This is a genomic window from Streptomyces sp. NPDC058576 (assembly GCF_042718715.1).
Classification (GTDB): Bacteria; Actinomycetota; Actinomycetes; order Streptomycetales; family Streptomycetaceae; genus Streptomyces.
On record NZ_JBHXPF010000066.1, the window covers coordinates 1 to 23,745 of the forward strand.

Consider the following 23,745-nt stretch of genomic DNA (forward strand, 5'->3'; position numbering starts at 1 on the left):
GCCCCCCGGATTTTATTGATTCGGCGACCTCCTACATCTACACCACTCATATCGGCGGCTGCGTCAGTTGTGTTTATGAGACAGTTCCCGCACTGCGCGGGCGCGGGCCCGCCGGGTGAGACCCCGGGGGGGCCCGCCCCGTTCGGCCCGAACGCCCCGTCCCCGTCCTCAGCTCCGCCTTTCCGCCCCGGAGGATTCCGTGACCAGCAGTCGACTCGCTCCCGGCACCGGGATCGTCACCGTCCCCGGTGGCGCCCCCGTGCTCCGGACCGCCGCAGGGGAGTTCCTGCGCATCGACACCGGCGGCGTCACCGGCGAAGCGCTGGTGCGCCGACTGACGGGCGGCGGGACGCCGGGCGAAGGCTCGAACGCCGCCGAACTCGCCCGGCTCGTCAAGGCGTTCGAGGCAGGCGGGCACGCGGTGTCCGCCCCGCCCCGGGCCCCGCTCGCAGGCCGCACCGTCCACGTCCTCGGCGACCCCGTGCTCACCGGACCGGTGGCGCGCTGCGCCGGGGCGGAAGGGGCCGAGGTCCACCGGATCACCCCGGACCGCGTGGCGGAACTCGCCCGCGCGGTCCCGGACCACCGCGCGGAAGGGCGGGTCGCCGTGGTGTGGTGCCTCGACTCACCCGTACCCGAAGGACTCTGGGACGCGGCGGACCGGCTGCCCGGCCGACGCATCGCCTGGCTGCGCTGCCACCGCGAGGGCTCGCACAGCTGGATCGAGCCCCTCGCCGCCGTCCCGGGAGACGTCACCTCCCGCCATGTCCGCCTCCGCAGGCTCGCGGCCACCCCCGCCCATCGCGAACTCGCCGCGTACTGGGCCGGGCACCGCACCCCCGACACCGGGCCACACCCCACCGAAGCATCGGCCGCCCTCATCTCCGCGCTCCTCACCGCCGATCTGATCGCCTGGGCCGAGGCCGAAGGCGCGGTTCTCGTCACAACCGAGGGCGTGGGCGGAAGCACGGTTGACGCCGATGGCGAAGCCGGCCTCCCGACCCGCCTCCCGGCCCGCCGCCGACTGCGCCGGATCGACCTGCGCGACCTCACCTTCACCGAGCACCCCGTGCTCCCCGTCCCGGACGTCGCCCCACTGCCCGCCCCGATCCCGGTGGGTACGCGCGCCGGGGCCGGGACGGCCGAGGCCCGCCCATGAACACCCGTACCGTGTACGTCCCCACACCGGACGGCACCGCGCTGGCCACCGACGTATGCCTCCCGGACGGGGCTCGCCTCCGTCCCGCCGTCGTGATCAGAACCCCCTACGGGCGCGACGCCCATCGCGCCGAGCTGCGCGGCTGGGCGGCGCACGGATTCGCCGCACTCGCGCAGGACGTACGCGGGCGCCACGGCTCACCGGGGGAGTGGCACCCCTACCGGGGCCACGAGAAGTCGGACGGCGCGGCCACGGTCGCCTGGGTGCGCGCACAGGCGTGGAGCAACGGAGAGGTCGTCGCCGTCGGTGCCTCCTACGCCGCGTACTGCGCCCTCGTCACCGCACTCGACGGCCCCGACGCCGATGGCGACAACGCCCCCGACGCCGCCGCCGACTCCGTCCACCGCGACGCAGTCCCCGATGCCGTCATCGCCGCCGTCCCCGCGCTCGGCCTCGCCGAGACGGCGCGGGAGCCCGGGGGCCCCGAGCGGTTGTGGGCCCGGGCCGGCTGGTGGGCGGCCCACGGCGACCGTCGCGACTCCGACCCGGACGCGCTGGAGCGCGCCCTGGCGGGTGACCCCCGGTTGCTCGAACACCTCCCGGTCGTCCGCCTGGCGGAGCGGCTGGCCACGGGCCTGGAGCGTGAACTGCCGTCCTGGCCCCGGCTCTGGGCAGACCGGGAACGTGGCCGGCTCCTCGCGCTGGGCTCCACCGCCCGCCTTCCGCTGCTCGTCGTCGGCGGCACCCGTGACCCCTTCGCCGAGGACACCGTGGCCCTGTGGCACGACTGGGGCGGACCGGCCCGTCTGCTGCTCGGCCCCTGGGGCCACCGCCTCACCGCCGACCCGGCCGCTCCGCCCCGATCGCGCGTCAACCTCGGTGCGCTGTACGTACGGTGGGCCCGCGCCGCACTCACCGGGAGCCTGGAGCCCACGCGACGCGGGGTCATCGCCCTGGGAGACAGCGGCCGTTGGCACAGCACCGGGGCGACGGAGGCGTCGACACGGCCGGAGGAGCCGACGGGGCCGACAGGGTCGGAGGCGGAGTGCAGCTGGGCCTTCGACTCGTCCACCGGTCTACGACTGCTCCACGGGGCCGAGTTCAGCGCCGACCCGGACCACCCCGTGCGCTCCGACGACCTCGCCGTCCCGGTCCGCGGCTACCGTGCCGACCGCTGTCTGCTCCTCTCGCCACCGCTGCCCCGCCCGCTCGACCTGGCCGGGGCCGCCGTCGCCCGGATCAACGCCACGGCGGACACACCCTGTGCCGACTGGGCCGTACGTCTGACCGCACTCGACCCGTCCGGACGCGCGGACCCGCTCGCCTTCGGCATCGTCCGACGCACCGGCCCGCCCGGCGAAGCCGCGGACATCACCGTGCCACTCGGCACGCTGGGCCGCCGGCTGCCCGCCGGAACCCGGTTGCGGGCCGAGATCGCCGGACACCACTTCCCTGCCCACGCCCGTAACCCGCACACCGGCGAGGACCCGGTCACGGCCACCCGGCTCGTCCCGTCCCGCCGCACCGTGAACCCCCGGGGCAGCGTCCTCCACCTGCCCGTCGTCGCCCGACGCCGCTACGTCGAGCCCGTACCGGAGATATGCCGTTGACCAGCGCCCTGCCCATGGCGGCCCTGCCCGTCGAAGCCCTCGTCGACCCCGTCAGCGGGATCGTCCGCGCCGTCGCACCCGTCGAGCACCCCACCGGTGCGCCGCCCCGCTACACGGCGATGACCGCCGACGTCGCCGACGCCCGCCGCCTCGGGGCCTGGCCCGCCGACCGGGTCTCGCTCGGCACCACGTTCGGCGACCCCCGGGGCGCGTGGATCGCCGCGGTGGCCGAGGCCGTCGAGCGCTACTGCGGCAACCGCCTCCCACCGCCCGGTCACCCCCAGGAGCCCCGGCGGGCCACCGCGGCCGAACTGGCCGCCGAGGGCCACCGCCTCTACGGACCCGGGGCCCTGCCGGCGTACGCCCCCTGGCAGCACGGCCGCCCCGGATTCCCGTACGCCGAACTCACCCCCGACACGCCGGCGCTGTGGACCCGTGCCACCGAGAACGGGGAGCCCTGCTGGGCCCCCGTCGCGCTGACCCATCTCAACTGGCGTCAGGGCGAGCTGCGTTCGCTGCCCCGCACCCACCACCTCAACTACGCGGGCATCGCCACCGGGCAGGGCCTCGACGACGCCGTCGAGCGCGGCCTCCTCGAAGTCGTCGAGCGCGACGCGCTGGAACTGTGGTGGCACCTGGACGGGCCCACCCGTGGCATCGACCCGGCGAGCGTCCCCGGACTCACCGAGGACCTGGCCGGCTGCGGGCTGGACGTGAGCATCGTGGAGATGCCCTCGGAGTTCGCCCCCTGCGTCGCGGCCCTCGTGCACGATCCCGGGCGCGGGATGTACGCGGCGGGGTTCGCCTGCCGGTACGACCCGGCGGAAGCGGCCCGCAAGGCCGTCCTGGAGGCCGTGCACACCTGGGTGTTCACCCAGGGCACCGTGGATGCCGACGGGTGGGTGTACCGGGCGGTCGAAGCCGGGATGCTGGCCCGCGGCCTGTACCTCGACCACCGCCCCGACCGTCGCTATCTCGACGACTGCGGGCCCGAGTTCTCCGCTGTCCGGGACCTCGGGGCCCATGTCCAGGTCTGGCTGGACGACCGGATGGCCCCGCTCGCCCGCCGCTTCACCGAACCCGCCCGGGGAGTCGTCCCGGTCACCGCGATCACCCCCGGCGACCGTGCCGCGCTCGACGCGGCGCTCGCCGCCGGGGGGCACCGGGTGATCACCGCGGACCTCACCACGGAGGACGTCGCCGAGACCACGCTGCGCGTCGCCCGCGTACTGGTCTCCGGACTGATCCCCAACGCCCCGGCGGCCTTCGGCTACTTCGGCTGCCCGCGCTTTACGGAAGCGGCGCTCGCCCGGGGTTGGCGCACCCAACCGCCGGCCGGACCGCAGGACTTCACCCTCGCCCCGCCACCACACATGTAAGGGAGCGCGCCACCATGCCCGACACGCCGGACCGAACTGCCGCGCCCGCTCGCGAAGCAGGCGCTGTCCTGCCCGCCGCACCGGACCTCCTGCGCCAGGCGCTCGCGGACGCCCGGTCGCCGCGTGTTCCGGCGCTCTCCCCGTACGTCCCAGAACTCCCGTTCCCTTGGAGCGGTCCCGCGCTGCCGTTGTCGGGGAGCGGGAGCGGGAGTGGGAGCGGGGCCCGGCCCGCTGCCGGGCCCGGAGCTGAGGGCGGCGCCGAGCCCGGGACCGGGAACGCGATCGACCTCGCCCGCGTGCTGCGGCTGTCCCTGGCCGCGCCCACGGGCACACCGGGCCGGCTGCGGCCCGTTCCCTCGGCGGGCGCCCTGCACCCGGTGCGCGCCCACCTCCTCCTCGGGCCCGGATGTTCGCTGCCGCCCGGACGTCATGCCTACGACCCGCGCACCCACCGCGCCCACCCACGCGGCCCGGCCCCCGACGACGTACCCCCGGGGGCCCTCGTCGTCCTCACCGTGGCCGCGTCCCGCACCGTCGCCCACTACGGTCACCGGGCCTGGCCGCTGCTCCTGCTGGACGCGGGCCATGCCGCCGCCGTCCTCGCGCTGGCCGGTACCCCGACCGCCGATGTGCTGGTCTCCCTCGACGCGGACGGCGCTCTGCTGTCCGCCGCCGCCGGACTGCCCCCTGCCCCGGACTGGCAGGACGTCTGGCCCGGCACCGAGCCGGAACTGCCCCTCGCGGCAGTCTGGTTGACACCCCCGGGCGGACCCGTGGACGCCGAGGCGCCGCTGAGCGCCTGGGCCGACCTGCCCCGCGCCGGGGCCCCGACGCCGCGACCCGGCGCCGATACCGCCCCACCCCGTGAACTCGCTGCGGCACGACACCTGTTGCACCACATAGCTGGAGCACCGGAGCGGCCCGGCGGCACCTGGCACCCGGCCCCGTTCCCCGGACCGGAGACCGACGCGGCCCTGGAGACGCGTCGGAGCGCCCCGCCCGACGACCTGAACCGCCCGCCCGGCAGGGACCTGCTGGCACGGATCCTGGCCACCGCACGGGCCGTGCGGCCGGACGGCCCCGCCTGGACCGCGGCCGTGGGCGGCGTCAACCCTGCCCTGTACGCGGCGGCGCCCGGCACCCGAGGCCTCCACGTCCTCGCCACCGGCGACGCACGCCCCACCCTCGCCCGCTGGGCCGCGCGCCAACGGTGGATCGGGACCGCAGGCGCGGTACTCCTCGCGCACGGCTGCCCCGAGGACGCCCCGCCGGCCGCTGTCCGCCGCAGCCACCTCGCCGCCGGATACGCGGCCGGAGCGGCCCAGGTCCACGCCGCCGCACTGGGCCTGCGCTCACGCCCCATCGGTTCCTGGCAGCAGGCCGACCTGGGCGCGGCGCTCGGCGACACCCCCGGACGCGACTGGATCGTGCACGGCCTGGCCCTCGGCGCACCCCCGACGACGGCAGCCACCCCCACCGCGACCTCAGCCACCACGTCTGCCACCCCCACCGCAACCTCAGCCACCACGTCTGCCACCCCGGCCGCGACCACAGCCACCACTCCGGCCACTCCGGTCGCGGCAGCAGCCACTGACACCACGGCGTCCGCCGCCCCGGCGGTCCCGCCCGGCCAGGAAGAACGCCCATGATGCTCCACCCCGAACTCCTGCGCGCCGCGCACACCGCGCGCCGCCCGCTCGGCCTCGCCACCGCGCTGCTCGTGGCGGTCACCGCCACGCACCTCGCCCAGGCCGTCCTCCTCGCCCTCGTGCTCTCCCGGATCGCGCAGGGGGAGACAGCCGCCTTGGCCCCGCTGCTCATCGCCGTGCTCGCCGTCGTCCTGGTCCGCGCCGCCCTCGGCCGCGCCCAGCGCCTCACCGCCGTCACGGCCGGCGCCACCGTACGGGTGAGGCTGCGCGACACCCTGCTGGAGCGGCTCGGCGCGCTCGGCCCCACCGCGATCACCGGTGCGCGGGCCGGAGCCGTGCGCGCCACGCTGGTGGACGGGGTCGAGGGCGTCGACGCGTACATCTCGCGCTACCTGCCCCAACTGCTCATCACCTGCGCCGTTCCGCCTCTGCTGCTCGTCGCCGTCGCGCTCGTCGAGCCGTACGCGGCCCTCGCCCTCGGGCCCGCCCTGCTGCTCGCCCTCTTCGGGCCGCGCTGGTGGGACCGGCTGCTGGCCCGGCGCGGCAAGGAGCACTGGGACTCCTACGAAGCCCTCGCCGCCGACTACCTGGAAGCCCTCCAGGGCATGCCGACCCTGCGCAACGCCGGCGCCGTGGGCCGCGTACGGGAACGGCTGGAGCGGCGGTCGGCCGCCCTGCACCGGACCACCGTCGCCAAACTCCGCATCTCGCTCGTCGACACCGGCCTCACCGACCTGGCCGTCCAGGGCGGCACCGTCGCCGCCGTCCTCGTGGCGTGCTCATCGGCCGCCTCCGACCGTACCGCCGCCACCGGCACCTACCTCCTGCTCCTCCTCGCCTCCGAATGCTTCCGACCCGTCCGCGACCTCTCCCGCGAGTGGCACGCGGGCTACCTCGGGGTGTCCGCGGCCGACGGAATCGCCACCCTGCGCACCGCCGAAGCCGCCGTGCGGGACCGGGGCGGGCTCACCGCGGTCTGGGAGAGCGCCCCCGAAATCCGTTTCGAGGACGTGCGCTTCACCCACCCGGGGAGCGCACGGCCCGCCCTCGACGGGGTCTCCTTCGCCGCCGCCCCCGGCCGCACCACCGCCGTCGTCGGCCCGTCCGGCGCGGGGAAGTCGACCGTGCTGAGCCTGCTGCTGCGGCAACGGGAACCAGACGGCGGGCGCGTCACCGTATCCGGGACGGACACCGCCGCGTACACCCTCGCCTCGCTGCGCCGGGGCATCGCCGTGGTCTCGCAGGAGACCTACCTCTTCCACGCCACGATCGCGGACAACCTGCGCATCGCCCGCCCGGCCGCCACGGACGAACAACTGCGCACCGCCGCCCGCACCGCGGGGATCGACGAGGAGATCGCCCGGCTGCCGGACGGTTACGCCACCCTCGTCGGCGAACGCGGCGCCACACTCTCCGGCGGACAGCGCCAACGACTGGCTCTGGCACGGGCGTTGCTGGCCGACGCCCCGGTGCTGATCCTGGACGAGGCCACCAGCGCGGTCGACGAACGCGGTCAGGCGCGCATCGTCCGGGAACTGTCGACGGCCGGCCGAGGCCGCACCTGCATCGTCGTCGCCCACCGGCTCGACGCCGTACGCCACGCCGACCACATCGTCGTCCTCGACGCCGGCCGAGTGGCCGCGGCGGGCGACCACACCACCCTGCTCGCGGGCGGCGGCGTCTACGCCTCGCTCGTCGCGGCCGGACGCACCGCACAGGAGGAGCGCGCCGCATGACCCCGATCCCGGCCCAGGCCTCGACCGATGCCGCCCGGCCCTCCGCACCGCCCGCCCCTCACCTCGCCCCCACCGGGGAGACACCGACCGGCGCCCTGCGCTCGCTCCTCCCGGTCCTCGGCGCGCACCGCGCCACCGTGCTGCGCACCTGCCTGGCCGCCCTCGCCGACCAGGCGGCCCTGGTCGCCCTGGTCACCCTCGCCGCGTACACGGTGGGCACGGCCGTCACCGAGCACCGCCCGCCCAGCCCCGGCACCGTCGCCGTCCTGACCGGGCTCGTCCTGCTCAGGGCGCTGGCCACCTGGCGCGAGATGGACCTCTCCCACGACCTGGCCTACCGGGTCCTGGCCGAGCTGCGGGTCCGGGTCTTCGACGGTCTGGCCCGCAGCGCCCCCGCCCGGATCGCGGGCCGCCGCAGCGGCGACCTCGCGGCCACGGCACTCGGAGACGTCGAGGCACTGGAGTTCTTCTACGCCCACGCCATCGCCCAACTCCTCGCCTCCGGCGTGGTCTTCGCAGTCTCCGCAGCCGTACTCGCGGCCCTAGGGCCCTGGTTGCTGCTCGCCGTCGTGCCGGCCGCGCTGCTCCTGATCTGGTCCCCGCTGGTCGAAGCGCGCGGGCGGGCCGAACGCGGCCACCGCACCCGAAGCGCGCTCGCCGAGGTGTCGTCGGAAACCGTGGAGAGCGTCGACGGGCTGCGCGAGCTCCTGATGACGGGGGCGCTGAACCGCCGGCGGGCCCGACTCCGGTCCGCCGGACGCCGGCTCGCCCGCGCCCAGCGCGCCGAACAGTCCTGGGAGGCCGGTGCGGGCGCGGCCCGCGACCTGCTGGTCGTCGCCGCCGTCATCGGGGTCGTGGCCGCCGCCGCCCACGCCGCGTCCGCCGGACGCCTCGACGGGGCGTGGGCCCCGGCCGCCATGGCCCTCGCCCTGGGCTCCCTGGCCCCGGTCGCCGAATCGGCGGCCGCGCTCGGCCGGGCGGGTGGCCTGCGCGCCGCCGCGGCCCGGGTCCGGGCCGCCGTGCACGCCCCCGCCGGAGCCCCCGCCCCTGCCGTGCCCCGCCCTGTGCCCCGGGGCCCGCTCGGCCTGCGGCTGCGCGGCGTACGGTTCGGCTACGGGGGAGAGGCCGTCCTGGACGGCCTCGACCTCACCGTCCGGCCGGGCGAGACCCTGGCCCTCGTGGGGGCGTCCGGGGCCGGCAAGTCGACCTGCGCCCACCTCCTGGCCCGCTACTGGGACCCGGCCGAAGGCACCGTGGAACTCGTGCCCGCCGCCCCGGCCCACCCCGTGGACCTGCGGGACCTCACCGAGGAGGACCTGCGCGCCGCCGTGTCCGTGGTGGGACAGGAAGCCCCGCTCTTCCACGGCACCCTCACCGAGAACCTCCGCCTCGGCGCTCCGGACGCCACGCAGGACGAGCTGGGCGCGGTGACCCGGATCTGCGGCGTCGACACCTTCGCCGACGCCCTGCCCGACGGGCTGGACACCGCGGTCGGCGAGCGCGGCGCCACCCTCTCCGGTGGCCAGCGCGCCCGGGTGGCCCTGGCCCGAGGGCTGCTGAGCGGCCCGCGCGTCCTCGTCCTGGACGAGACGACCGCCCATCTGGACCACCGGGGCGACGCCGAGCTGGCCCGGGCGCTCGCTGCCGACTCCGGCACCCGGACGACCCTGGTGATCGCCCACCGCCCGGCCACCGTACGCAGGGCCGACCGGATCGCGGTCCTGGACGGCGGGCGCATCGTCGAGGAGGGCACCTGGGACGAGCTGATCCGGGCCGGCGGACCGCTGACCCGCCTCTTCGCCCGCGAGGAGGTGACGGATCGTCCCTGAGACACCGGCCCGCCCGTCCGCAGGGCGGAGGCCGCTCCCCTGTCCTCACGGAAGGGGCTGCTCCGCCCAGATGACCTTCCCCCGGGGCGTGTAGCGCGTGCCCCACCGATGGGCGAGCTGCGCGACGAGGAACAGCCCGCGCCCTCCCTCGTCCGTGGTCCGGGCGTGCCGCAGCCGCGGCGAGGTGTTGCTGGCGTCGGACACCTCGCAGGTCAGCGCCGACTGGAACAGCAGCCGCAGCCGTACCGGCCCGGAGGCGTACCGGATCGCGTTGGTGACCAGCTCGCTGACGATCAGCTCCGTCGTCATCGACAGGTCCGCCAGCCCCCACGCCTCCAGCTGGCGGGAGACCTTCGCCCGGGTCTCCCCGACCGCCGCGGGGTCCACGGGCACGTCCCACGACACCAGATGCTCGGGGCTCAGCACATGCGTCCGGGCGAGGAGCAGCGCGATGTCGTCCGGCTGCGGGACGGGCAGCAGCTCCTTGACGACCGACGGACACAGGTCGTCCAGCGGCAGCCCGCCCCGGGAAACCGCCCGGCCCAGCCGTTCCATCCCGCCCTCGACGTCCTTGTCGGGCCCCTCGATGAGCCCGTCGGTGAAGAGGCCGAGGAGGCTTCCCTCGGGCAACTCGATCTCCAGGGACTCGAACGGCAGCCCGCCGAGTCCGAGCGGCGGCCCGGAGGGCAGGTCCGGGAAGCTGACCGCCCCGTCCGGGGTGACGACCACCGGCGGCGGGTGACCGGCCCGCGCCATCGTGCAACAGCCGTTCGCCGGGTCGTAGACCGCGTACAGACAGGTGGCCCCCACCACGGTCGTGCCGCCCCGCTCCGCCGGGCCCCCCGTCTCCTCCTCCTCGCTGAGCCGCAGGACGAGATCGTCCAGGCGGGCCAGCAACTCGTCCGGTGGAAGGTCCATGTCCGCCAGCGTCTGTACGGCGGTGCGCAGCCGGCCCATGGTCGCGGCGGCCCCGATGCCGTGCCCGACGACATCGCCGATGACCAGGCCGACCCGGGCGCCGGACAGCGGGATCACGTCGAACCAGTCGCCGCCGACCCCGTCCTTCGCGTCCGCGGGAAGGTACGACGACGCCACGTCCAGCGCCGTCCCGCCGCGCAGTGTGTGCGGCAGCAGGCTCCGCTGGAGTACCAGCGCCGCGGTGTGCTCGCGGGTGTAGCGGCGGGCGTTGTCCACGCACACGGCGGCCCGCGCCACCAGCTCCCGGGCGGGCGCCACGTCGTCCTCGTCGAACGGCACCGGATTCTGCGACCGCATGAACGTGGTCAGCCCCAGCACGGTGTCGCGCGCCCGCATCGGTACGGAGATCAACGAGTGCAGGCCGAACTCCCGGATCCGGGCGGCCCGCGTGGGCTGCACCACCGTCCACCCGTGACTGTCCGGGTCGAGCACCGGCAGCAGGACCGGGTCGCCGGCCAGCAGGAAGTGCGCGTCGTGCGGCGGCGGCACGAAGTCGACCGCCTCCCCGACCTGGACGACCGCCTCCGGGCAGCCGTCCCGCACCGAGCTCATGCCCGCCCGGCGCATGGCCGGCCGCTCGCCCTCGGCCGGCGTGGCCGACCCGGGCCGGTCACCGCCGAACGGGGTCTCCAGCAGGTCGACGAAGACGAAGTCCGCGAACCGGGGGACCGCGAAATCGGCGAGCTCCTGCGCCGTACGCTGCACGTCCAGGGTGCTGCCGATACTCGCTCCGGCCTCGTTCACCAGCGCGAGCAGCCGGCGCGCGTTCCACCGGTCGGTGACGTCGAGGACCATGTAACCGATGCCGATCTGCCGGTCCTGGGCGTCGGACAGCGGGAAGAACGAGCTCGCGTACGCCCGACGGCGGTGCGGATCGGACCAGCTCCAGCCCAGGTACTCGTAGTCCGTGATCGCCTCGCCGGTCGACAGGACCTGCCGCATCAGCCGCTCGATGGGCGTCGCCAGCGCTCCGGGCAGCACCTCGCTCGGCCGGCGCCCCAGACGCTGCTCCCGCGGCACGCCGCCGAACCGCTCCAGCGTGTCGTTGAGCCACAGATAACGAAGGTCGGGGTCGAGCACCGCCATCCCGACCGGCGAGCGGGCCATGAAGTCCTCCAGCACGGACCCGCTCATCGTCCAGTGCGGGGTGAGCTCCCGCCCGGACACCAGGAAGCTCTCCTGCCCGGCGAGCTGGAACGAGGCGGTGGCCCGCACGTCGATGTCCAGCGACCGTCCGTCCGGTCCCCGCAGGGACACGAGCCCGCTCCACCCCGCCCCGGCTCGGCAGCGGGCGGCCACCGCGGCCGTCCGCCGGGGGTCCGACGGGCCGGTCAGCAGGAGGGCGGCGGACCGGCCGACCACCTCGGCCGCCGGATACCCGAGCAGCGCCTCGGCGCCGCGGGTCCAGCCGATGACCGTGCCGTCCCCGGCGATCACCGCCGCCGCGTCGTCGGTCAGCCGCGCCGGTCCCCGCCCGTCCCCGGAGGACAGCGGCCCGGGCTCCGCCGGGGAGCCCTCATCGGCGGCTGCCATTGCACCTCACCACCCTCTGTAGGTTTCCATGGTCGCGCGTCGCCCCGGACCGCGCCCGGTGCGCCGGGCGCGGTCCGGGCCAGGGCTGTCCCTCGTTCGGCGGCGTGACGGAGCGGGCCGTGCCCGCGTTGGTGGGGTGACAAGCGGTTGCTTGCCCATCCTGCCCCCGCGCTGGACCCGTGTGGGTGGACGGCTCCGGCCCCCGACCGGCGGACCGGAGCCGTTTCCATGCCCGGGGTCAGTAGCGGAAGCAGATCTCGCGCTCCCGCAGCCACGGACCCAGCCAGTCGGCGAACGGCACGCTGACGCACATCCTGCGGCTGGGAGCCCCGGCCCCCGGTTCCGTGGGCGAGGGCGCCACCGGCGGGGACGGCAGAGTGGACGGGCTCGCGGCCGGCGGGACCGTCGGCGGCGCGCTCGGCTCCGTCGGCGAGGGGGTCGGCGTCGGCGTAGGCGTAGGCGTAGGCGTCGGCGTGGGTTCGGGCTTCGCGGGCGCGGCCATCCCGGTCATCATCGTCCGGTAGACCTCCGAGGACCGCGGATTGCTCTTGCACTGCCAGACGCCGTGCGGGCAGTAGTCCGAGATCGTCTGGTAGAGCGGCTCGTGCCGGTCGATCCACTCCAGCATCCGCCGCATGTACTCCGGATTGTCGCCGTTGCGGAAGAGCCCCCACTCCGGGAACGAGATGGGCTTGCCGCGCTCCCTCGCGAAGTCCACGTGCTTCTGCAGCCCGTACGGGTCGGTGACCTGCGCGTCGAAGGTCTCACCGGGAGGCTGGTCGTAGGAGTCCATCCCGATGATGTCGACGACGTCGTCACCCGGGTAGCACTCGGTCCACGGCACCGCGTCCCGCCCCCGGCTCGGCGTGAAGTCGAAACGGAACTCCTGACCGGGCACCGCGCGCATCGCCGTGACGATCCGCTCCCAGTACGTCTTCCAGGACGTGGGATCGGGACCGCAGCGATGCGTGTACGTGGTGCCGTTCATCTCCCAGCCGAGCACGATCACGGTGTCCGGGACGCCCAGCTCCACCAGGCGCTCCGCGAGCCGCGTGAAGTGCTGGTCGTAGTCGCCCGCCGCACCCTTCCGGAGCAAGGAGCGGACCTCGCGGTCCGGGACCCGCTCCTCGTTGCGCTCCAGCATGGGCACGTTCAGGACGAACATCCGGTCCTGGTCCGCCCGTCTCCAGTCCGCCCAGGCGTCGAGGAAATCGGGGGAGCCCTCGATGTTCACCCACAGATCGCCCGGCAGATACGTGTGCCCCACGCGCAGATCCGCCCCGCCGAGCCAGCGCGACAGATTCGCCATCCGGCTGACCCCGTCGGGCCCGTAGTCCAGATACGCGCCGTGCGCCGTACCGCTTCCCGCCCTCGGCCCGCCGGGGGGCGCGCCGTCGACGGAGTCGGTGCCCGGAGGCGACTGGCCCGCGATGCCGCCACCCGCCAGAAGGCTGAGAGCAAGCGCCGCGATGCACGAAACGAAGAGACGGCGCTTTGCCGGCATTGCTCCTCCTGGCTGTGATGAATTCCGGCCGATTCGGTCCGGTAGGGAGAGAGTTTCATCATCATGCCCCGGAGGCATGTGGAGTGAGTCCATTTATCGTATTCGGCGTTGCGGACGTGCCGTTCAGGTGAAGGTCGGGCCGAACGTGAAGGGCAGCGAGCCGACGCGGTTGTCGAAATTCGAATCGACCAGTTCCGGATCTCCCAGATTCCGCATGACGGGACGTCGGTCGATCAGTTCCCGGAACAGGGCCGTCATTTCGAGCCGGGCCAGATGTGCTCCTAGGCAGTGATGCGGACCCCCGCCGCCGTATCCGAGATGGGGATTCGGCGACCGGGTGATGTCGAAGCGATCCGGATGGGTGAAAACCGTCTCGTCGCGATTGGCGGACGCGTAAATGAGTGCGACTTTCTCCCCCGGGAGGAAGGTGCGACCGCCCAGCGCGAATTCGGCCGTGACGGTCCTGCGGAACTGGATGATCGGCGTCGAATGCCGCACGATCTCGTCGACCGCGCCGCCGATGTGCCGGTCGAAGTCGGACCGCAGCAGCTCCCGCTGCTCCGGATGCCGGTCGAGCAGGAACAGCCCGTGGGCGATGGCGTTGCGGGTGGTCTCCACCCCGGCCACCAGCAGCAGCGAGAAGAAGGCGCCCAGCTGCCGTCCCGACAGCGCCTCGCCGTCGATGTCCGCGCACACGAGCGCCGAAACCAGGTCGTCCCCGGGATGACGGCGGCGCTCCCGGGCGAGCCGCCCCATGACGAACTGCATCCGGGCCAGGGACGCCAGCCCCCGGCCCGGGATCCGCAGCCGGGCCCGGCCCCGCCGCTCGACGCCGACGTGCTCCGAGGCGTGGTCGATCTGCTCCGCGATCCGCGCCCGGTACGCCTGCGGGATGCCCATCAGGTCGCAGATCACCTCCAGCGGCAGCCGCGAGGCCGCCGACTCCACGAAGTCCCGGGGGCGTTCGGCGATCAGCTCGTCCACCAGCCGCCCGGCGAGCCGGCCGACGTTCTCCTCGACGCCCGCCAGCAGCCGCGGGGTGAACCGCCGCGAGATGATCCGGCGCAGCGCCGCGTGCTCGGGCCCGTCCATGTTGACCATCGAGTTCCCGAACAGCGCCTTCGCCCAGCCGGCCGGCTCCGGGGTGGTGACCCCGGGAGCGCTCGCGAACACCCCGGGCGTTCGGCTCGCGGTCCGCACGTCGGCGTGGCGCACCAGGGCGTAGAAGGGCTTGCCCGAGGTACGGGCGGTGCCCGGCCGGGGCGTGAACAGCACAGGCGCGTCCAGCTCCCGCAGCCGGGCGAAGGCGCCGAGTCTCTCGGGTCGCGACAACTGCCAGAAAGCCGGGTCGGCGAGGTCGACTTCCGCCGCGCGGCCGTCGGACACCTGATTCGGAACGGTCATGTCCATCCACCTCCACGAGTTCGCCAGGCCATCGTCCGGTCCGGTGCGCACGGCGGACCGCACGACGCGTCCCCCGGCGCGGATGGCCGCGTACGGTCACGCGTTTGACGGAACGCGAGGCACGTCGCGCGCCACGAAGACCGAATCACCGCCGCCCCGTTGCCACCATCGCCAGCAACAGCACCTCGGACGAGTCAAGGAGAGGCAGTCACCCATGAGCCGAACCACGGATCCGGGCGGCCGACCGCGTGGAGCGCGCGGTCCGTCGCGCCGGATCGTCCTGCGTACAGCCTTCACCGCGGCCGTGGTCACAGGCACCGCAGGAGTCCTCCTGCCGTTGCGCGACCACGAGGCCGGCACCGCGCCCGGGGCGGGGCACGGGGCGGGGCACAGGCCCTCCGCCGCGGGGACGGAGAGGTTCGCCGAGATGTACCGCGGCCGGGAGATCCGCGGGAGCGTGACCGTGCTGGTCCCGGCCGGCGGAGCGGGCGGGGCGGGCGCGTCCGGCGCCGAGCCGGTCACCGAGGTCCGCATCGACGGCCGTCCGCTGCACGTCATGCGGCGCGCGGACGGCACCTATCTGAGCGACGTCAACCACTACGAGTCGTTCCCCACGCTCCGCGAGACGGCCCGCGCCGCTGTGGACGAGATCGGCACCGCCCGGCTCGCGCTCCCCGCGTCGCACCACAAGTGATCCAGGAGGACCAGAACCGGTGTACACCCGCAAGAACCAGCGCGACCTCACGCGCACCGAGAAGCGGCGCCTCGTCGACGCGATCCTGAAACTCAAGAGGTCGGGCCGCTACGACGACTTCGTGGTCATGCACCGCGAGTTCTACGTCATGGACTCGGAGAACCGGCCGCGCCCCGCCCATATGACGTCATCGTTCTTCCCCTGGCACCGCCGCTATCTGCTGGAGTTCGAGAAGGCTCTCCAGGCCGTGGACCCCGGGGTGAGCGTTCCCTACTGGGACTGGACCCGGGACCGCTCGCCCACGTCCTCGCTGTGGGCGGAGGACTTCCTCGGCGGCAACGGCAGGGCCGGCGACCGGCGCGTCACCACGGGGGCGTTCGCCTTCGGCGCCGGCCACTGGAGCGTGGGCGCCGGGGTCACCGACGAGCGTTACCTCACGCGCAACTTCGGCCGGCCCGGCGACAACCCGGTCTCCCTGCCCACCGCCAACGACGTGGCGCGGGCGCTGAAGGACCCGGTCTACGACACGGAGCCGTGGAACAGCGTCAGCACCGAAGGCTTCCGCAACCGCATCGAGGGCTGGGAGATCGGGCCCACGCGCCCGGCGGGCCTCCACAACCAGGTCCACCAGTGGGTCGGCGGTCCGATGGCGGGCGCGGCCTCTCCGGAGGACCCGGTCTTCTGGCTCCACCACTCGTTCATCGACCTGCTCTGGGACCGCTGGCGAAAAGCGCACCCGAAGTCCGCCTATCTGCCGGGCCGCAAGCCCGCCGCACCTGGCCGCGACCGCCGTTACGTCTTCGGCCTCGACGACCCGATGCCTCCCTGGAACGTGACCCCCAGGAAGCTCCTCGGCCACGGCAAGCTCTACCGCTACGCCTGAGCGTGCACGACGAAACGGCCGGCTCCCTCCGGAAGGAGGGAGCCGGCCGCGTCGGTGGAGCGGGGAGATCAGCGACCGTTGCCCCAGTCGCCCATCCCCTCGTGGCCCTTGCCCTCGTGACCGTTGTTGTCGTAGCCCTTGCCCTCGTGGCCCTTGTTGTCGTGGCCCTTGCCCTCGTGGCCGGAGGCGTTGACGCAGGTGTTGCCGAAGGTCGGGTTGAGCAGCCCGATCACGTTGACGGTGTTGCCGCAGAGGTTGATCGGCACGTGGACCGGAACCTGGATGAGGTTGCCCGAGAGGACACCGGGGGAGCCGGCGGCGAGACCCTGCGCACCGGCGTCCGCGGAGGCCAGGCCGGCGCCGCCGGCGATCAGGGCGCCAGTGCCCGCCATGACAGCGGCAACCTTCGTGATACGCGACATCAGAACTCCTTGAAAGGAAAGGGGGGTGGTGCGGAGCACGAGGCCCGCATGCCGTGACAACGCGCGAAACCCCGGTCGGTAACGGATCGGCGCATAGGTGATATCTCTGGCCCAATCCTGCGGCCTGTCGCAGCCCGCCTCACCGCCCGATGACCGGAAGCGTGGTAAGCCGCTCGTGCCAGTCCCGCGCCGCCGGGAACCGTGCCTTCACGGTCTCCACCGCCCGCTCCCGCACCGCCACCTGCGACTCTCGCAGCCGCAGGAGCGGTTCCAGACCCGGCCGGGCCAGCAGCAGCCGCTGGTTGACCACCGGCACCGGCCCCCAGTGGTTCTTGTAACTCTCCCCACCGCGCAGCAGGCTCAGCACCTCGCGCCCGGTGTCCGAGGCCTGCTGGGCGACCTCGCGCAACAGCATCGTCGACACATCGACCTTCCGGTCGCGCAGCGCCGGATCCGCGCCGTACAGATAGCCGCCCGTCAACCGGGCCGACTGCAAGGACAGGTTGGACGCCACCACTTCGCCGTTCAGCCGGAACTCGGTCAGGGCCGCCGTACCGTCCCCCACCATCCGCCCGACCGACCGGATCAGATGGTCCGAGAACCGCGCCCGGAGATGCTCGGGATTGACCGCCCGGCCCTCCCACTGCCGCTCGTGCAGCCGCAGCAGCGTGCCGATCGCGGCGGGCACCTCGTCCCGCGGAACCCGGTACGCCTCGACGCCCAGGGCGTCGACCTTGCGCAGCTTGGAGCGCAGCCGCTGACCCCGCGAGCCCGTCAGCCGCGCCACGCGGTCAACCAGCGGCTCGGCCGGCAACTCCATGCACGTCGAGTCCGTGAGCCGGCTCCGGGCCCCCGGCCACCGGCCGAACAGCAACTGCGCCGACGCGTCCGGCCGGACCTCCCGCAGGTCCACCACGGTGTGCCGGGCCGCCCGGTCCAGACCGCGCCCCAGCGCCCCCACCGCGTATCCGGCCTCCTCCTCGTCCAGGAGGATGTCGAAGAAGTCGGAGACCGCCCCGCCCATCGGGACGAGCAGCGGCATCGGACGGTGCACCAGCATCAGCGGCGCCGCCCCGATCAGCCGCCCCGCCCGGCGGACCAGCAGCACCCGCAGCCGGCCCTCCTGACCGTAGGAGATCCACCACGAGTGCAGCCAGGCGTGGCTCTGGAACGGGGTGGCGGTGGCGCAGCGGCGGTGCAGCGTGTCCCACTCGTCGGCGAGCGCGCCGAACTCCCGGAAGTCCCGGCACAGCGTCACGGCCAGGCTGCCCGCCCGGTGCGCCGTCATCGGACGAGCTCCCGCTCGTCCTGGGCGACGTTGCCGCCCTCGGCCGTCGGACCGGGCACCTGGGCCGAGACGCTCCACCCCTCCCGGCGCGGCCGCACCAGCAGGACGAGACCGCCCAGCAGACCGCCCGCCGCCGCCCCCACGGCTGCGCCCAGCGGCACGGACGGCGAGACCGGCTGGTCCGGCGTCATCGCATGGGTGAACTTGATGAGCTTGATCCCGGTGTCCTTGGAGACATGGCCGCTGCTGACGATGACGGCCTCGATGACCGCGTTGGCGATGTCGGCCGCCTTCTGCCGGTTCTCGGACGTGCCCGTCACGGCGATCATCGGCGAGTCGGGGGAGGTCTCCGACCGCACGTGGGACCGCAGTTCGCGCACCGGCTCGCCCGCCGCGCCCTGCGCGTACGAGAGCGTCGCGTCGCTCGTGGTCAGCCGCCCGTACGACTGGGCGTAGCCCAGCGCCGCCGAGGGGTCCGTCTCGTCTTCGGCGACCGCCATCGCATAGCTGGTGGCCTCGTACTGGGGTGCGGCGAGCGCACCGTACGAGAGACCGGACGCGGTGCCGATCAGCACGGAGACGGGCAGCGGCCACCAGTGCGGCAGCCGGGTGAGGGCGGTGCGCAGCCGACGGACGACGACGTGTCGCTGCTGCTCGGGTGAGTCGGTCATGAGAGGGCTCTCCGGTTCGGTGGGGCGGTGTCGAGGGCATACGCGTACACGTCCATCAGGCGCTCGCTGCTGCGCCTGATGTCGTAATGGCCGACGGCCCGGGGCGGCGGCCGGCGGTCCGTGCGGACCTGTATCCGCTGCCGCAGCCGGGCCGTCAGCTCATCGGGGCTCCCCGCGATCCGAGTGGCCCCCGGGGCGTGGGCGGCGGGCAGGTCGTCGATGGCCGGGCAGGCGTCGTGGAGGACGGGCAGTCCGGCGGCGAGCGCCTCCACGGCGGCCAGACCGAAGGACTCCTCCCGGGAGGTGGAGACGAAGACGTCCAGGGCGCTCAGCAGCGCCGGAACGCCCGGGACCGGGCCTTCCCCGTCCTCGTCGCACTCCCCGAGGAACCGGACCCGGTCCACGGCCCCCAGACGCAGGGCCAGCGCGCGCAGCGCCCCGGCCTCCGGCCCGTCCCCGGCCAGCAGCAACCGGGCCTCCGGCAGGGCGGCGACCGCGCGGATCAGCACGTCGAACCGCTTGCCCGGCACCAGCCGGCCGACCCCGCCGACGACGTACGCGTCGTCGGGGATGCCCAGGGCGGCCCGTACGGATGCCCGCCGCTGCCCGTCGAAGCGGAACCGGTCCGCGTCGATGCCGTTGGGCACCAGCCGGATCCGGTCGGCCGGCACCCCCCAGTCCCGCAGCCGCCCGGCCACGGTGGAGGAGACGGCGACGGTCGCCGCGCCCAGGCGCTCGGTCGAGAGGTAGAGGGCACGGATGCCCCGGGTGAGCGGGCGGCCCTCGATCTCGGCGCGCCCCAGGGAGTGTTCGGTCGCGACGGTGGCCCGGGTCCCGGCGAGGCGGGCGGCGATCCTGCCGTACACACAGGCCCGGTACAGATGCGTGTGGACCACGTCGTAACGGCCGTCACGGATCACCCGGGCCAGCCGTCCGACGGCCGACAGGTCCCGGTTGCCGCGCATCCCGAGGTGCGTCACCCGGATCCCGTCGGACCGCAGTTCCTCGGCCACCGCCCCCGGGTTGGTGAGCGTCACGACATCGCACTCGACCGGCAGATGGCGCAGCAGCAGCCGCAACTGCCGCTCGGCGCCGCCGACCCCGAGCCCGGTGATGACGTGCAGCGCCCTCACCGTCCACCGCCCGCCCGCACCGGCGCGACGGTCCGGGAGCCCGCACCGGGCACCGCCACCTGCCGCAGCCCGTGCCGCAGGTCCTTCGCCCACAGCCGCACCCCCCGGTCCGCCTGGCTGATGTGGGTGCGGGGCAGCGCGTACCGGCTGAGCAGCGGACCGGGGGTCAGCGCGCACGCGTAGCCGTAGCCCGCCGCGCGCGCCGCCCGGGTGACCCGGCGGTCGAGGATGCCGTACGGGTAGCAGAAGCCCTCCGGAAGCCTGCCGGTGAGATCGCCGATCAGTTCCCTGCTGTCCGCGGTCTCGCGCCGCAGTTCCTCGTCGGACAGCCCCGTCAGATCCTGGTGGTACAGGCCGTGCGAGCCGACCTCCATGCCGGCGGCGGCGACGCGCCGGACGTCCTCATGGGTGAGCAGCGGCTTGCGCGGGCCCAGCGGGTCCCACTCGTTGACGCCGCCCGGCCGGCCCGGCAGGACGAAGACCGTCGCCCGGAAGCCGTGCTCGCGCAGCACCGGCAGCGCCTCGTCGAGGAAGTCCGCGTACCCGTCGTCGAAGGTCAGCCCGACCAGCCCGCGCCGCCCGGCCGCCCCCGCGCTCAGCAGCTCCGACACGCCCACCCCCGTCAGCCGCCGGCTGCGCAGCCAGGACAGCTGTTCGTCCAGGCGCTCGGGGGAGACGGTGATGCCGTACGGATCGTCGCTCGGGTCCGTCACCGAGTGGTACGTGAGGATCCACGGCTGACGACGGGTGTGCGGGCGGAGCCGGGACGAGGGAGCATCGGCGCAATGTGCCGAGGATTCAGCGGCCATCAAGGAACCTCCGTCGGGTGAGTGCCAGCAGGGACACGACCTCGGGCGAGCGCAGGGCGAGGCCGGTCAGGAAGAACACGGCGGGGACGAGGAGACAACCGGCGGCCAGGCTCAGCACCGGATCGGGGACGAGCGGGGCACAGGCCCAGCCCGCCGCGCCCGCCGCCAGCGCGGCCCCGGTGAGCCGGCCCAGCGAGAGCGCCACGTCCCGCGTCCTGATCGGCACCACCCGGGTGCCGAGGCCCATCAGGAGCAGCAGGGCCGAGGTGCTGATCCCGATCGCGTTGGCGGTCGCGATGCCGTCCACGCCGAAGCGGTACGTCAGCGCGTACCCGGCCCCCATCGTGACCAGCAGCCCGGTCCCCATCGCGAACGCCGGGAACCAGGTCGGCCGCCCGGACGAGAAGAACGGCCGGCTGAGCGCGCCGACCAGACAGTGCCCCAGCAGCCCCAGCGCGTACACCCGCATGACCTGGGCGGTCGACGCGGTGTCGGCGACGTCGAACGCGCCGCGCTGGAAGAGCACCTCGATGATCTGGGGCGCGTAACCGAGGACCACCGCCGCGCCGAGCAGCACGACCATCCCGGCCAGCCCGAGGTCCCGCTCGACCCGCCGCCGGGCCTTCTCGTGCTCCCCGGCGGCCATGGCCTGGGCGACGACCGGGAAGGTCACCGTGCAGATCATCAGCGACAGCACCATCGGCATCTGAGCGACCTTCTGCGCGTAGTTGAGATGCGAGATCGCGCCCGCCGGCAGGGTGGAGGCCAGGAACCGCTCCACCAGCACCTGTGACTGACGGCTCACCACGAACAGCACCACCGGTGCCAGCACCGCGAACCCCAGCAGGGGAGAGGTCCGCGCCGCCCGTCGCCTCAGCCGTCCGAACCGCGGCAGCCGGGGCCGCGCGAGCGGCACCAACTTGAGGAACATGGGGAGTTGGGTGAGGATCATCAGGCCACTGCCCACGGCGACCCCCGCCGCGGCCGCCCGCACCCCCCAGGCCGCGTGCAGGGCCAGCGTCATTCCGATGATGCCGAGGTTGTACGCGACATAGACCCCGGCGGGCGGCAGGAAGCTGCGGTGCGCGCGCAGCGCGGCGCTGAAGTAGCCGGTGATCCCGAAGGTGAGGACGGTGACCGCGGTCAGCCGGGTGCAGTCCACCGCGAGCCGCGGATCGGCGAGCCCCGGGGCGAGTACGCCCACGACCCACGGCGCGCCCGCGATGAGCAGTGCCGCGCCGCCGGAGAGCAGGAGGAACAGGCGGGGGAGCGTGGCCGCCACCAGATCCCGTACGGGGTCGGCGTCCGCCTCCCCTTCGCCGGAGGCACGTCGGGTGAGGGCGAGGCTGAACGCCGGGACGAGCAGGAGCGCCATCCCGTCCTCGATCAGCAGGGTCGCCGCCATCTCGGGCACGGTCCAGGCGATCAGGAAGGCGTCGCTCGCGTCACTCGCCCCGAAGTACCGGGCGATGGCCTGGTCCCGCACCAGGCCCAGGACGGCCGCCACCACGGTCAGCACCGCCGTGGCCGCCGCCGCCCGGGCGAGGAAGGCCCCGAGCCGGGGCGCCTCGCCGCTCGCCGTCTCCGGCGGCGCAGCGGGAGAGCGGGGCCCTTCGGGTCCTGGACCGGGGGCCGGGAGCAGCGGCGGTCCGGCTGCCGCGCCCACCGCGCGGGTCTCGGCCTCCGTGCCCGTACCGGTCTCGCTCATGCGGCGCTCACCCGGTCCGGCTCGGCCAGCGCCCACCAGGCGGCCAGCCCCAGCACGACACCGCCGAGCACCGTGGTGGGCCCGCCGATGTCCGCGTACAGGAAGTTGACGCTCTGCCAGGTCATCAGGGCCACCGCCACGAGCCCGCAGTCGACGGCGGCGTGGCCGCGCGAGCGGGCGAGGACCAGCCGGCGGATCGCGCCGACCAGGACCGCCGCCCAACTGCCGACGAGCGCGGTCAGGCCGATGAGGCCCTGCTCGCCGAGGACGAGGAGATACATGTTGTGCGGGGAGAGGAGGGCCTGCCGGCGGAACTCCTGGCCCGCCCCGGCGGTGTCGCTGCCCGACGAGAGCCCGATCGAGGCGTGCCCGTCACGGTGGTCGGGGAAGCCCTTGAGGCCGACCCCCGCGGCCGGCTGCTCCCGCCACATCGCGCCCGCCGCGTTCCACATCGCGTAGCGGTCGCTGACCGACCGGTCCGGAGTGCTGGTCACCTGGGTCACGCTCGCGGCCCGGTCCGCGATCAGCTCGGAGCCGATGCCGAACCCGCCGACCAGGACCACCCCCGCCGCGCCGAGCACGGCCAGCGAGGTCAGCGCCTGCCGCCGCCCGGTCAGCGCGAGGGCGACGAGGACCGCGGCGGCCGTGGCGATCCACACGCCCCGGCTGAACGACAGCGTCAGCGGCACGATCAGCGCGACGGTGAGGACGGCGGCGCACGGCCGCAGCCAGGCCGGCGCGTTTCGCGGCGTTCGCAGCGCGCAGGCCGCGGCGGCGAGCAGCCCGTAGGCGACGACGGTCGCCATCCCCATCACATCGCTGGGCCCGAAGGTGCCGACCGCCCGGATGTCCTCGCCCATGTACGAGGCGCCGGTCCCGGTGACGTACTGGTGGACGCCCGTGACGCCCTGGACGACCGCCAGGAGGACGAGCGAGCCGGCGACGATCCGGAACCCGTACGCGTCCTTGAGCAGCAGGACCACCGCGGCCGGCACGAGGACGAAGACCTGGAGATAGCGGACGAGCCCCGGCAGGGCAGCCGCCGGGTCCGCCGCCGTGACCGCGGCCACCGCGAAGCCCACCGCGGGCAGGCCCAGGACCAGCGCGGCGGGGGCGCTCAGCGGGCGGCGGCGCAGATACAGCAGCCGTCCCACGCACACCAGCACCGCGATCCCCGAGGCCACGTCGGCCGGGCCGCCCCCGCCCGAGTTCCCGTAGGGGAGGGCGGGCAGCAGGACGGTCGCGATCAGCGGCAGCAGCGGCCAACGGCCGCGCCAACCGGCCCACCGGGAACGGGGGACGGCGGCGGGCTCGGCCACCGGTGACGGGACGGGCGGGGTCAGGACAGCGGCCATG

The 23,745-nt window shown here is 74.5% G+C and carries 18 protein-coding genes; 8 read left to right on the forward strand and 10 right to left on the reverse strand.

Annotated elements, in window-relative coordinates; genetic code table 11:
* The first annotated feature begins 199 nt into the window (after positions 1-199).
* The 6 genes from ACFWRV_RS31060 to ACFWRV_RS31085 are packed head-to-tail and all read left to right on the forward strand — an operon-like array spanning position 200 to position 9,362.
* The gene (locus ACFWRV_RS31060; protein ID WP_384339239.1) at positions 200-1,159 is read left to right on the forward strand and encodes a hypothetical protein; all 960 of its coding nucleotides are present in this window, start codon (positions 200-202) and stop codon (positions 1,157-1,159) included.
* A complete protein-coding gene (locus ACFWRV_RS31065) occupies positions 1,156-2,769 on the forward strand; it encodes a CocE/NonD family hydrolase (RefSeq protein ID WP_384339240.1) in 1,614 nt (537 codons plus the stop codon). The genes ACFWRV_RS31060 and ACFWRV_RS31065 overlap by 4 nt, the downstream gene beginning before the upstream one ends.
* Entirely contained in the window at positions 2,760-4,148 is a 1,389-nt protein-coding gene (locus ACFWRV_RS31070; protein ID WP_384339241.1) for a YcaO-like family protein, read from the forward strand. Before ACFWRV_RS31065 ends, ACFWRV_RS31070 begins: the two co-directional genes overlap by 10 nt.
* A 14-nt stretch (positions 4,149-4,162) precedes the next feature.
* Positions 4,163-5,797, forward strand: coding sequence for a nitroreductase (locus tag ACFWRV_RS31075; protein ID WP_384339242.1), 1,635 nt, complete (start codon positions 4,163-4,165; stop codon positions 5,795-5,797).
* The gene (locus ACFWRV_RS31080; protein WP_384339243.1) at positions 5,794-7,533 is read left to right on the forward strand and encodes an ABC transporter ATP-binding protein/permease; all 1,740 of its coding nucleotides are present in this window, start codon (positions 5,794-5,796) and stop codon (positions 7,531-7,533) included. The genes ACFWRV_RS31075 and ACFWRV_RS31080 overlap by 4 nt, the downstream gene beginning before the upstream one ends.
* Positions 7,530-9,362, forward strand: a complete 1,833-nt coding sequence (locus ACFWRV_RS31085; protein WP_384339244.1) for an ABC transporter ATP-binding protein — start codon at positions 7,530-7,532, stop codon at positions 9,360-9,362. The genes ACFWRV_RS31080 and ACFWRV_RS31085 overlap by 4 nt, the downstream gene beginning before the upstream one ends.
* A gap of 45 nt (positions 9,363-9,407) precedes the next feature.
* Here ACFWRV_RS31085 and ACFWRV_RS31090 read toward each other — a convergent pair whose 3' ends face one another.
* The 3 genes from ACFWRV_RS31090 to ACFWRV_RS31100 all read right to left on the reverse strand — a co-directional run bounded on the left by ACFWRV_RS31090 (position 9,408) and on the right by ACFWRV_RS31100 (position 14,781).
* Positions 9,408-11,873: a SpoIIE family protein phosphatase gene (locus ACFWRV_RS31090; protein ID WP_384339245.1), complete on the reverse strand. Its 2,466-nt coding sequence runs from the start codon at positions 11,871-11,873 to the stop codon at positions 9,408-9,410.
* A gap of 238 nt (positions 11,874-12,111) precedes the next feature.
* On the reverse strand, positions 12,112-13,377 hold the full coding sequence (locus ACFWRV_RS31095; protein WP_384339246.1) for a glycosyl hydrolase: 1,266 nt from the start codon (positions 13,375-13,377) through the stop codon (positions 12,112-12,114).
* Between the two features lie 123 nt (positions 13,378-13,500).
* Positions 13,501-14,781 carry a cytochrome P450 gene (locus tag ACFWRV_RS31100; RefSeq protein WP_384339247.1) on the reverse strand — a complete coding sequence of 427 codons (1,281 nt, stop codon included), beginning with the start codon at positions 14,779-14,781 and terminating at the stop codon, positions 13,501-13,503.
* Between the two features lie 214 nt (positions 14,782-14,995).
* Between ACFWRV_RS31100 and ACFWRV_RS31105 the strand changes: the two genes are divergently transcribed.
* Together ACFWRV_RS31105 and ACFWRV_RS31110 are read left to right on the forward strand one after the other, a co-directional pair.
* Positions 14,996-15,475: a tyrosinase family oxidase copper chaperone gene (locus ACFWRV_RS31105; protein WP_384339248.1), complete on the forward strand. Its 480-nt coding sequence runs from the start codon at positions 14,996-14,998 to the stop codon at positions 15,473-15,475.
* Positions 15,476-15,494: 19 nt separating this feature from the next.
* On the forward strand, positions 15,495-16,358 hold the full coding sequence (locus tag ACFWRV_RS31110) for a tyrosinase family protein (RefSeq protein ID WP_384339249.1): 864 nt from the start codon (positions 15,495-15,497) through the stop codon (positions 16,356-16,358).
* A gap of 68 nt (positions 16,359-16,426) precedes the next feature.
* Here ACFWRV_RS31110 and ACFWRV_RS31115 read toward each other — a convergent pair whose 3' ends face one another.
* The 7 genes from ACFWRV_RS31115 to ACFWRV_RS31145 form a co-directional block, all read right to left on the reverse strand.
* On the reverse strand, positions 16,427-16,780 hold the full coding sequence (locus ACFWRV_RS31115; RefSeq protein ID WP_384339250.1) for a chaplin: 354 nt from the start codon (positions 16,778-16,780) through the stop codon (positions 16,427-16,429).
* 139 nt (positions 16,781-16,919) lie between these two features.
* Entirely contained in the window at positions 16,920-18,068 is a 1,149-nt protein-coding gene (locus tag ACFWRV_RS31120; protein ID WP_384339251.1) for a GNAT family N-acetyltransferase, read from the reverse strand.
* On the reverse strand, positions 18,065-18,739 hold the full coding sequence (locus tag ACFWRV_RS31125) for a lipopolysaccharide biosynthesis protein (protein WP_384339252.1): 675 nt from the start codon (positions 18,737-18,739) through the stop codon (positions 18,065-18,067). The genes ACFWRV_RS31120 and ACFWRV_RS31125 overlap by 4 nt, the downstream gene beginning before the upstream one ends.
* Positions 18,736-19,872 (reverse strand): glycosyltransferase, encoded by a 1,137-nt coding sequence (locus tag ACFWRV_RS31130; protein WP_384339253.1) that lies wholly within the window; start codon positions 19,870-19,872, stop codon positions 18,736-18,738. Before ACFWRV_RS31130 ends, ACFWRV_RS31125 begins: the two co-directional genes overlap by 4 nt.
* On the reverse strand, positions 19,869-20,681 hold the full coding sequence (locus ACFWRV_RS31135) for a polysaccharide deacetylase family protein (protein WP_384339254.1): 813 nt from the start codon (positions 20,679-20,681) through the stop codon (positions 19,869-19,871). The genes ACFWRV_RS31130 and ACFWRV_RS31135 overlap by 4 nt, the downstream gene beginning before the upstream one ends.
* Positions 20,671-22,389: a murein biosynthesis integral membrane protein MurJ gene (gene murJ / locus ACFWRV_RS31140; protein WP_384339255.1), complete on the reverse strand. Its 1,719-nt coding sequence runs from the start codon at positions 22,387-22,389 to the stop codon at positions 20,671-20,673. The genes ACFWRV_RS31135 and murJ overlap by 11 nt, the downstream gene beginning before the upstream one ends.
* Positions 22,386-23,744 (reverse strand): O-antigen ligase family protein, encoded by a 1,359-nt coding sequence (locus ACFWRV_RS31145; protein WP_384339256.1) that lies wholly within the window; start codon positions 23,742-23,744, stop codon positions 22,386-22,388. The genes murJ and ACFWRV_RS31145 overlap by 4 nt, the downstream gene beginning before the upstream one ends.
* Position 23,745: the final 1 nt, after the last annotated feature.

Bases quoted from the DNA above. Each gene is read 5' to 3' on its own strand.
- ACFWRV_RS31065 (WP_384339240.1), top strand. From the start codon at position 1,156: ATGAACACCCGTACCGTGTACGTCCCCACACCGGACGGCACCGCGCTG.
- ACFWRV_RS31070 (WP_384339241.1), top strand. From the start codon at position 2,760: ATGCCGTTGACCAGCGCCCTGCCCATGGCGGCCCTGCCCGTCGAAGCC.
- ACFWRV_RS31075 (WP_384339242.1), top strand. From the start codon at position 4,163: ATGCCCGACACGCCGGACCGAACTGCCGCGCCCGCTCGCGAAGCAGGC.
- ACFWRV_RS31080 (WP_384339243.1), top strand. From the start codon at position 5,794: ATGATGCTCCACCCCGAACTCCTGCGCGCCGCGCACACCGCGCGCCGC.
- ACFWRV_RS31085 (WP_384339244.1), top strand. From the start codon at position 7,530: ATGACCCCGATCCCGGCCCAGGCCTCGACCGATGCCGCCCGGCCCTCC.
- ACFWRV_RS31090 (WP_384339245.1), bottom strand. From the start codon at position 11,873: ATGGCAGCCGCCGATGAGGGCTCCCCGGCGGAGCCCGGGCCGCTGTCC.
- ACFWRV_RS31095 (WP_384339246.1), bottom strand. From the start codon at position 13,377: ATGCCGGCAAAGCGCCGTCTCTTCGTTTCGTGCATCGCGGCGCTTGCT.
- ACFWRV_RS31100 (WP_384339247.1), bottom strand. From the start codon at position 14,781: ATGACCGTTCCGAATCAGGTGTCCGACGGCCGCGCGGCGGAAGTCGAC.
- ACFWRV_RS31105 (WP_384339248.1), top strand. From the start codon at position 14,996: ATGAGCCGAACCACGGATCCGGGCGGCCGACCGCGTGGAGCGCGCGGT.
- ACFWRV_RS31115 (WP_384339250.1), bottom strand. From the start codon at position 16,780: ATGTCGCGTATCACGAAGGTTGCCGCTGTCATGGCGGGCACTGGCGCC.
- ACFWRV_RS31120 (WP_384339251.1), bottom strand. From the start codon at position 18,068: ATGACGGCGCACCGGGCGGGCAGCCTGGCCGTGACGCTGTGCCGGGAC.
- ACFWRV_RS31125 (WP_384339252.1), bottom strand. From the start codon at position 18,739: ATGACCGACTCACCCGAGCAGCAGCGACACGTCGTCGTCCGTCGGCTG.
- ACFWRV_RS31135 (WP_384339254.1), bottom strand. From the start codon at position 20,681: ATGGCCGCTGAATCCTCGGCACATTGCGCCGATGCTCCCTCGTCCCGG.
- murJ (WP_384339255.1), bottom strand. From the start codon at position 22,389: ATGAGCGAGACCGGTACGGGCACGGAGGCCGAGACCCGCGCGGTGGGC.
- ACFWRV_RS31145 (WP_384339256.1), bottom strand. From the start codon at position 23,744: ATGGCCGCTGTCCTGACCCCGCCCGTCCCGTCACCGGTGGCCGAGCCC.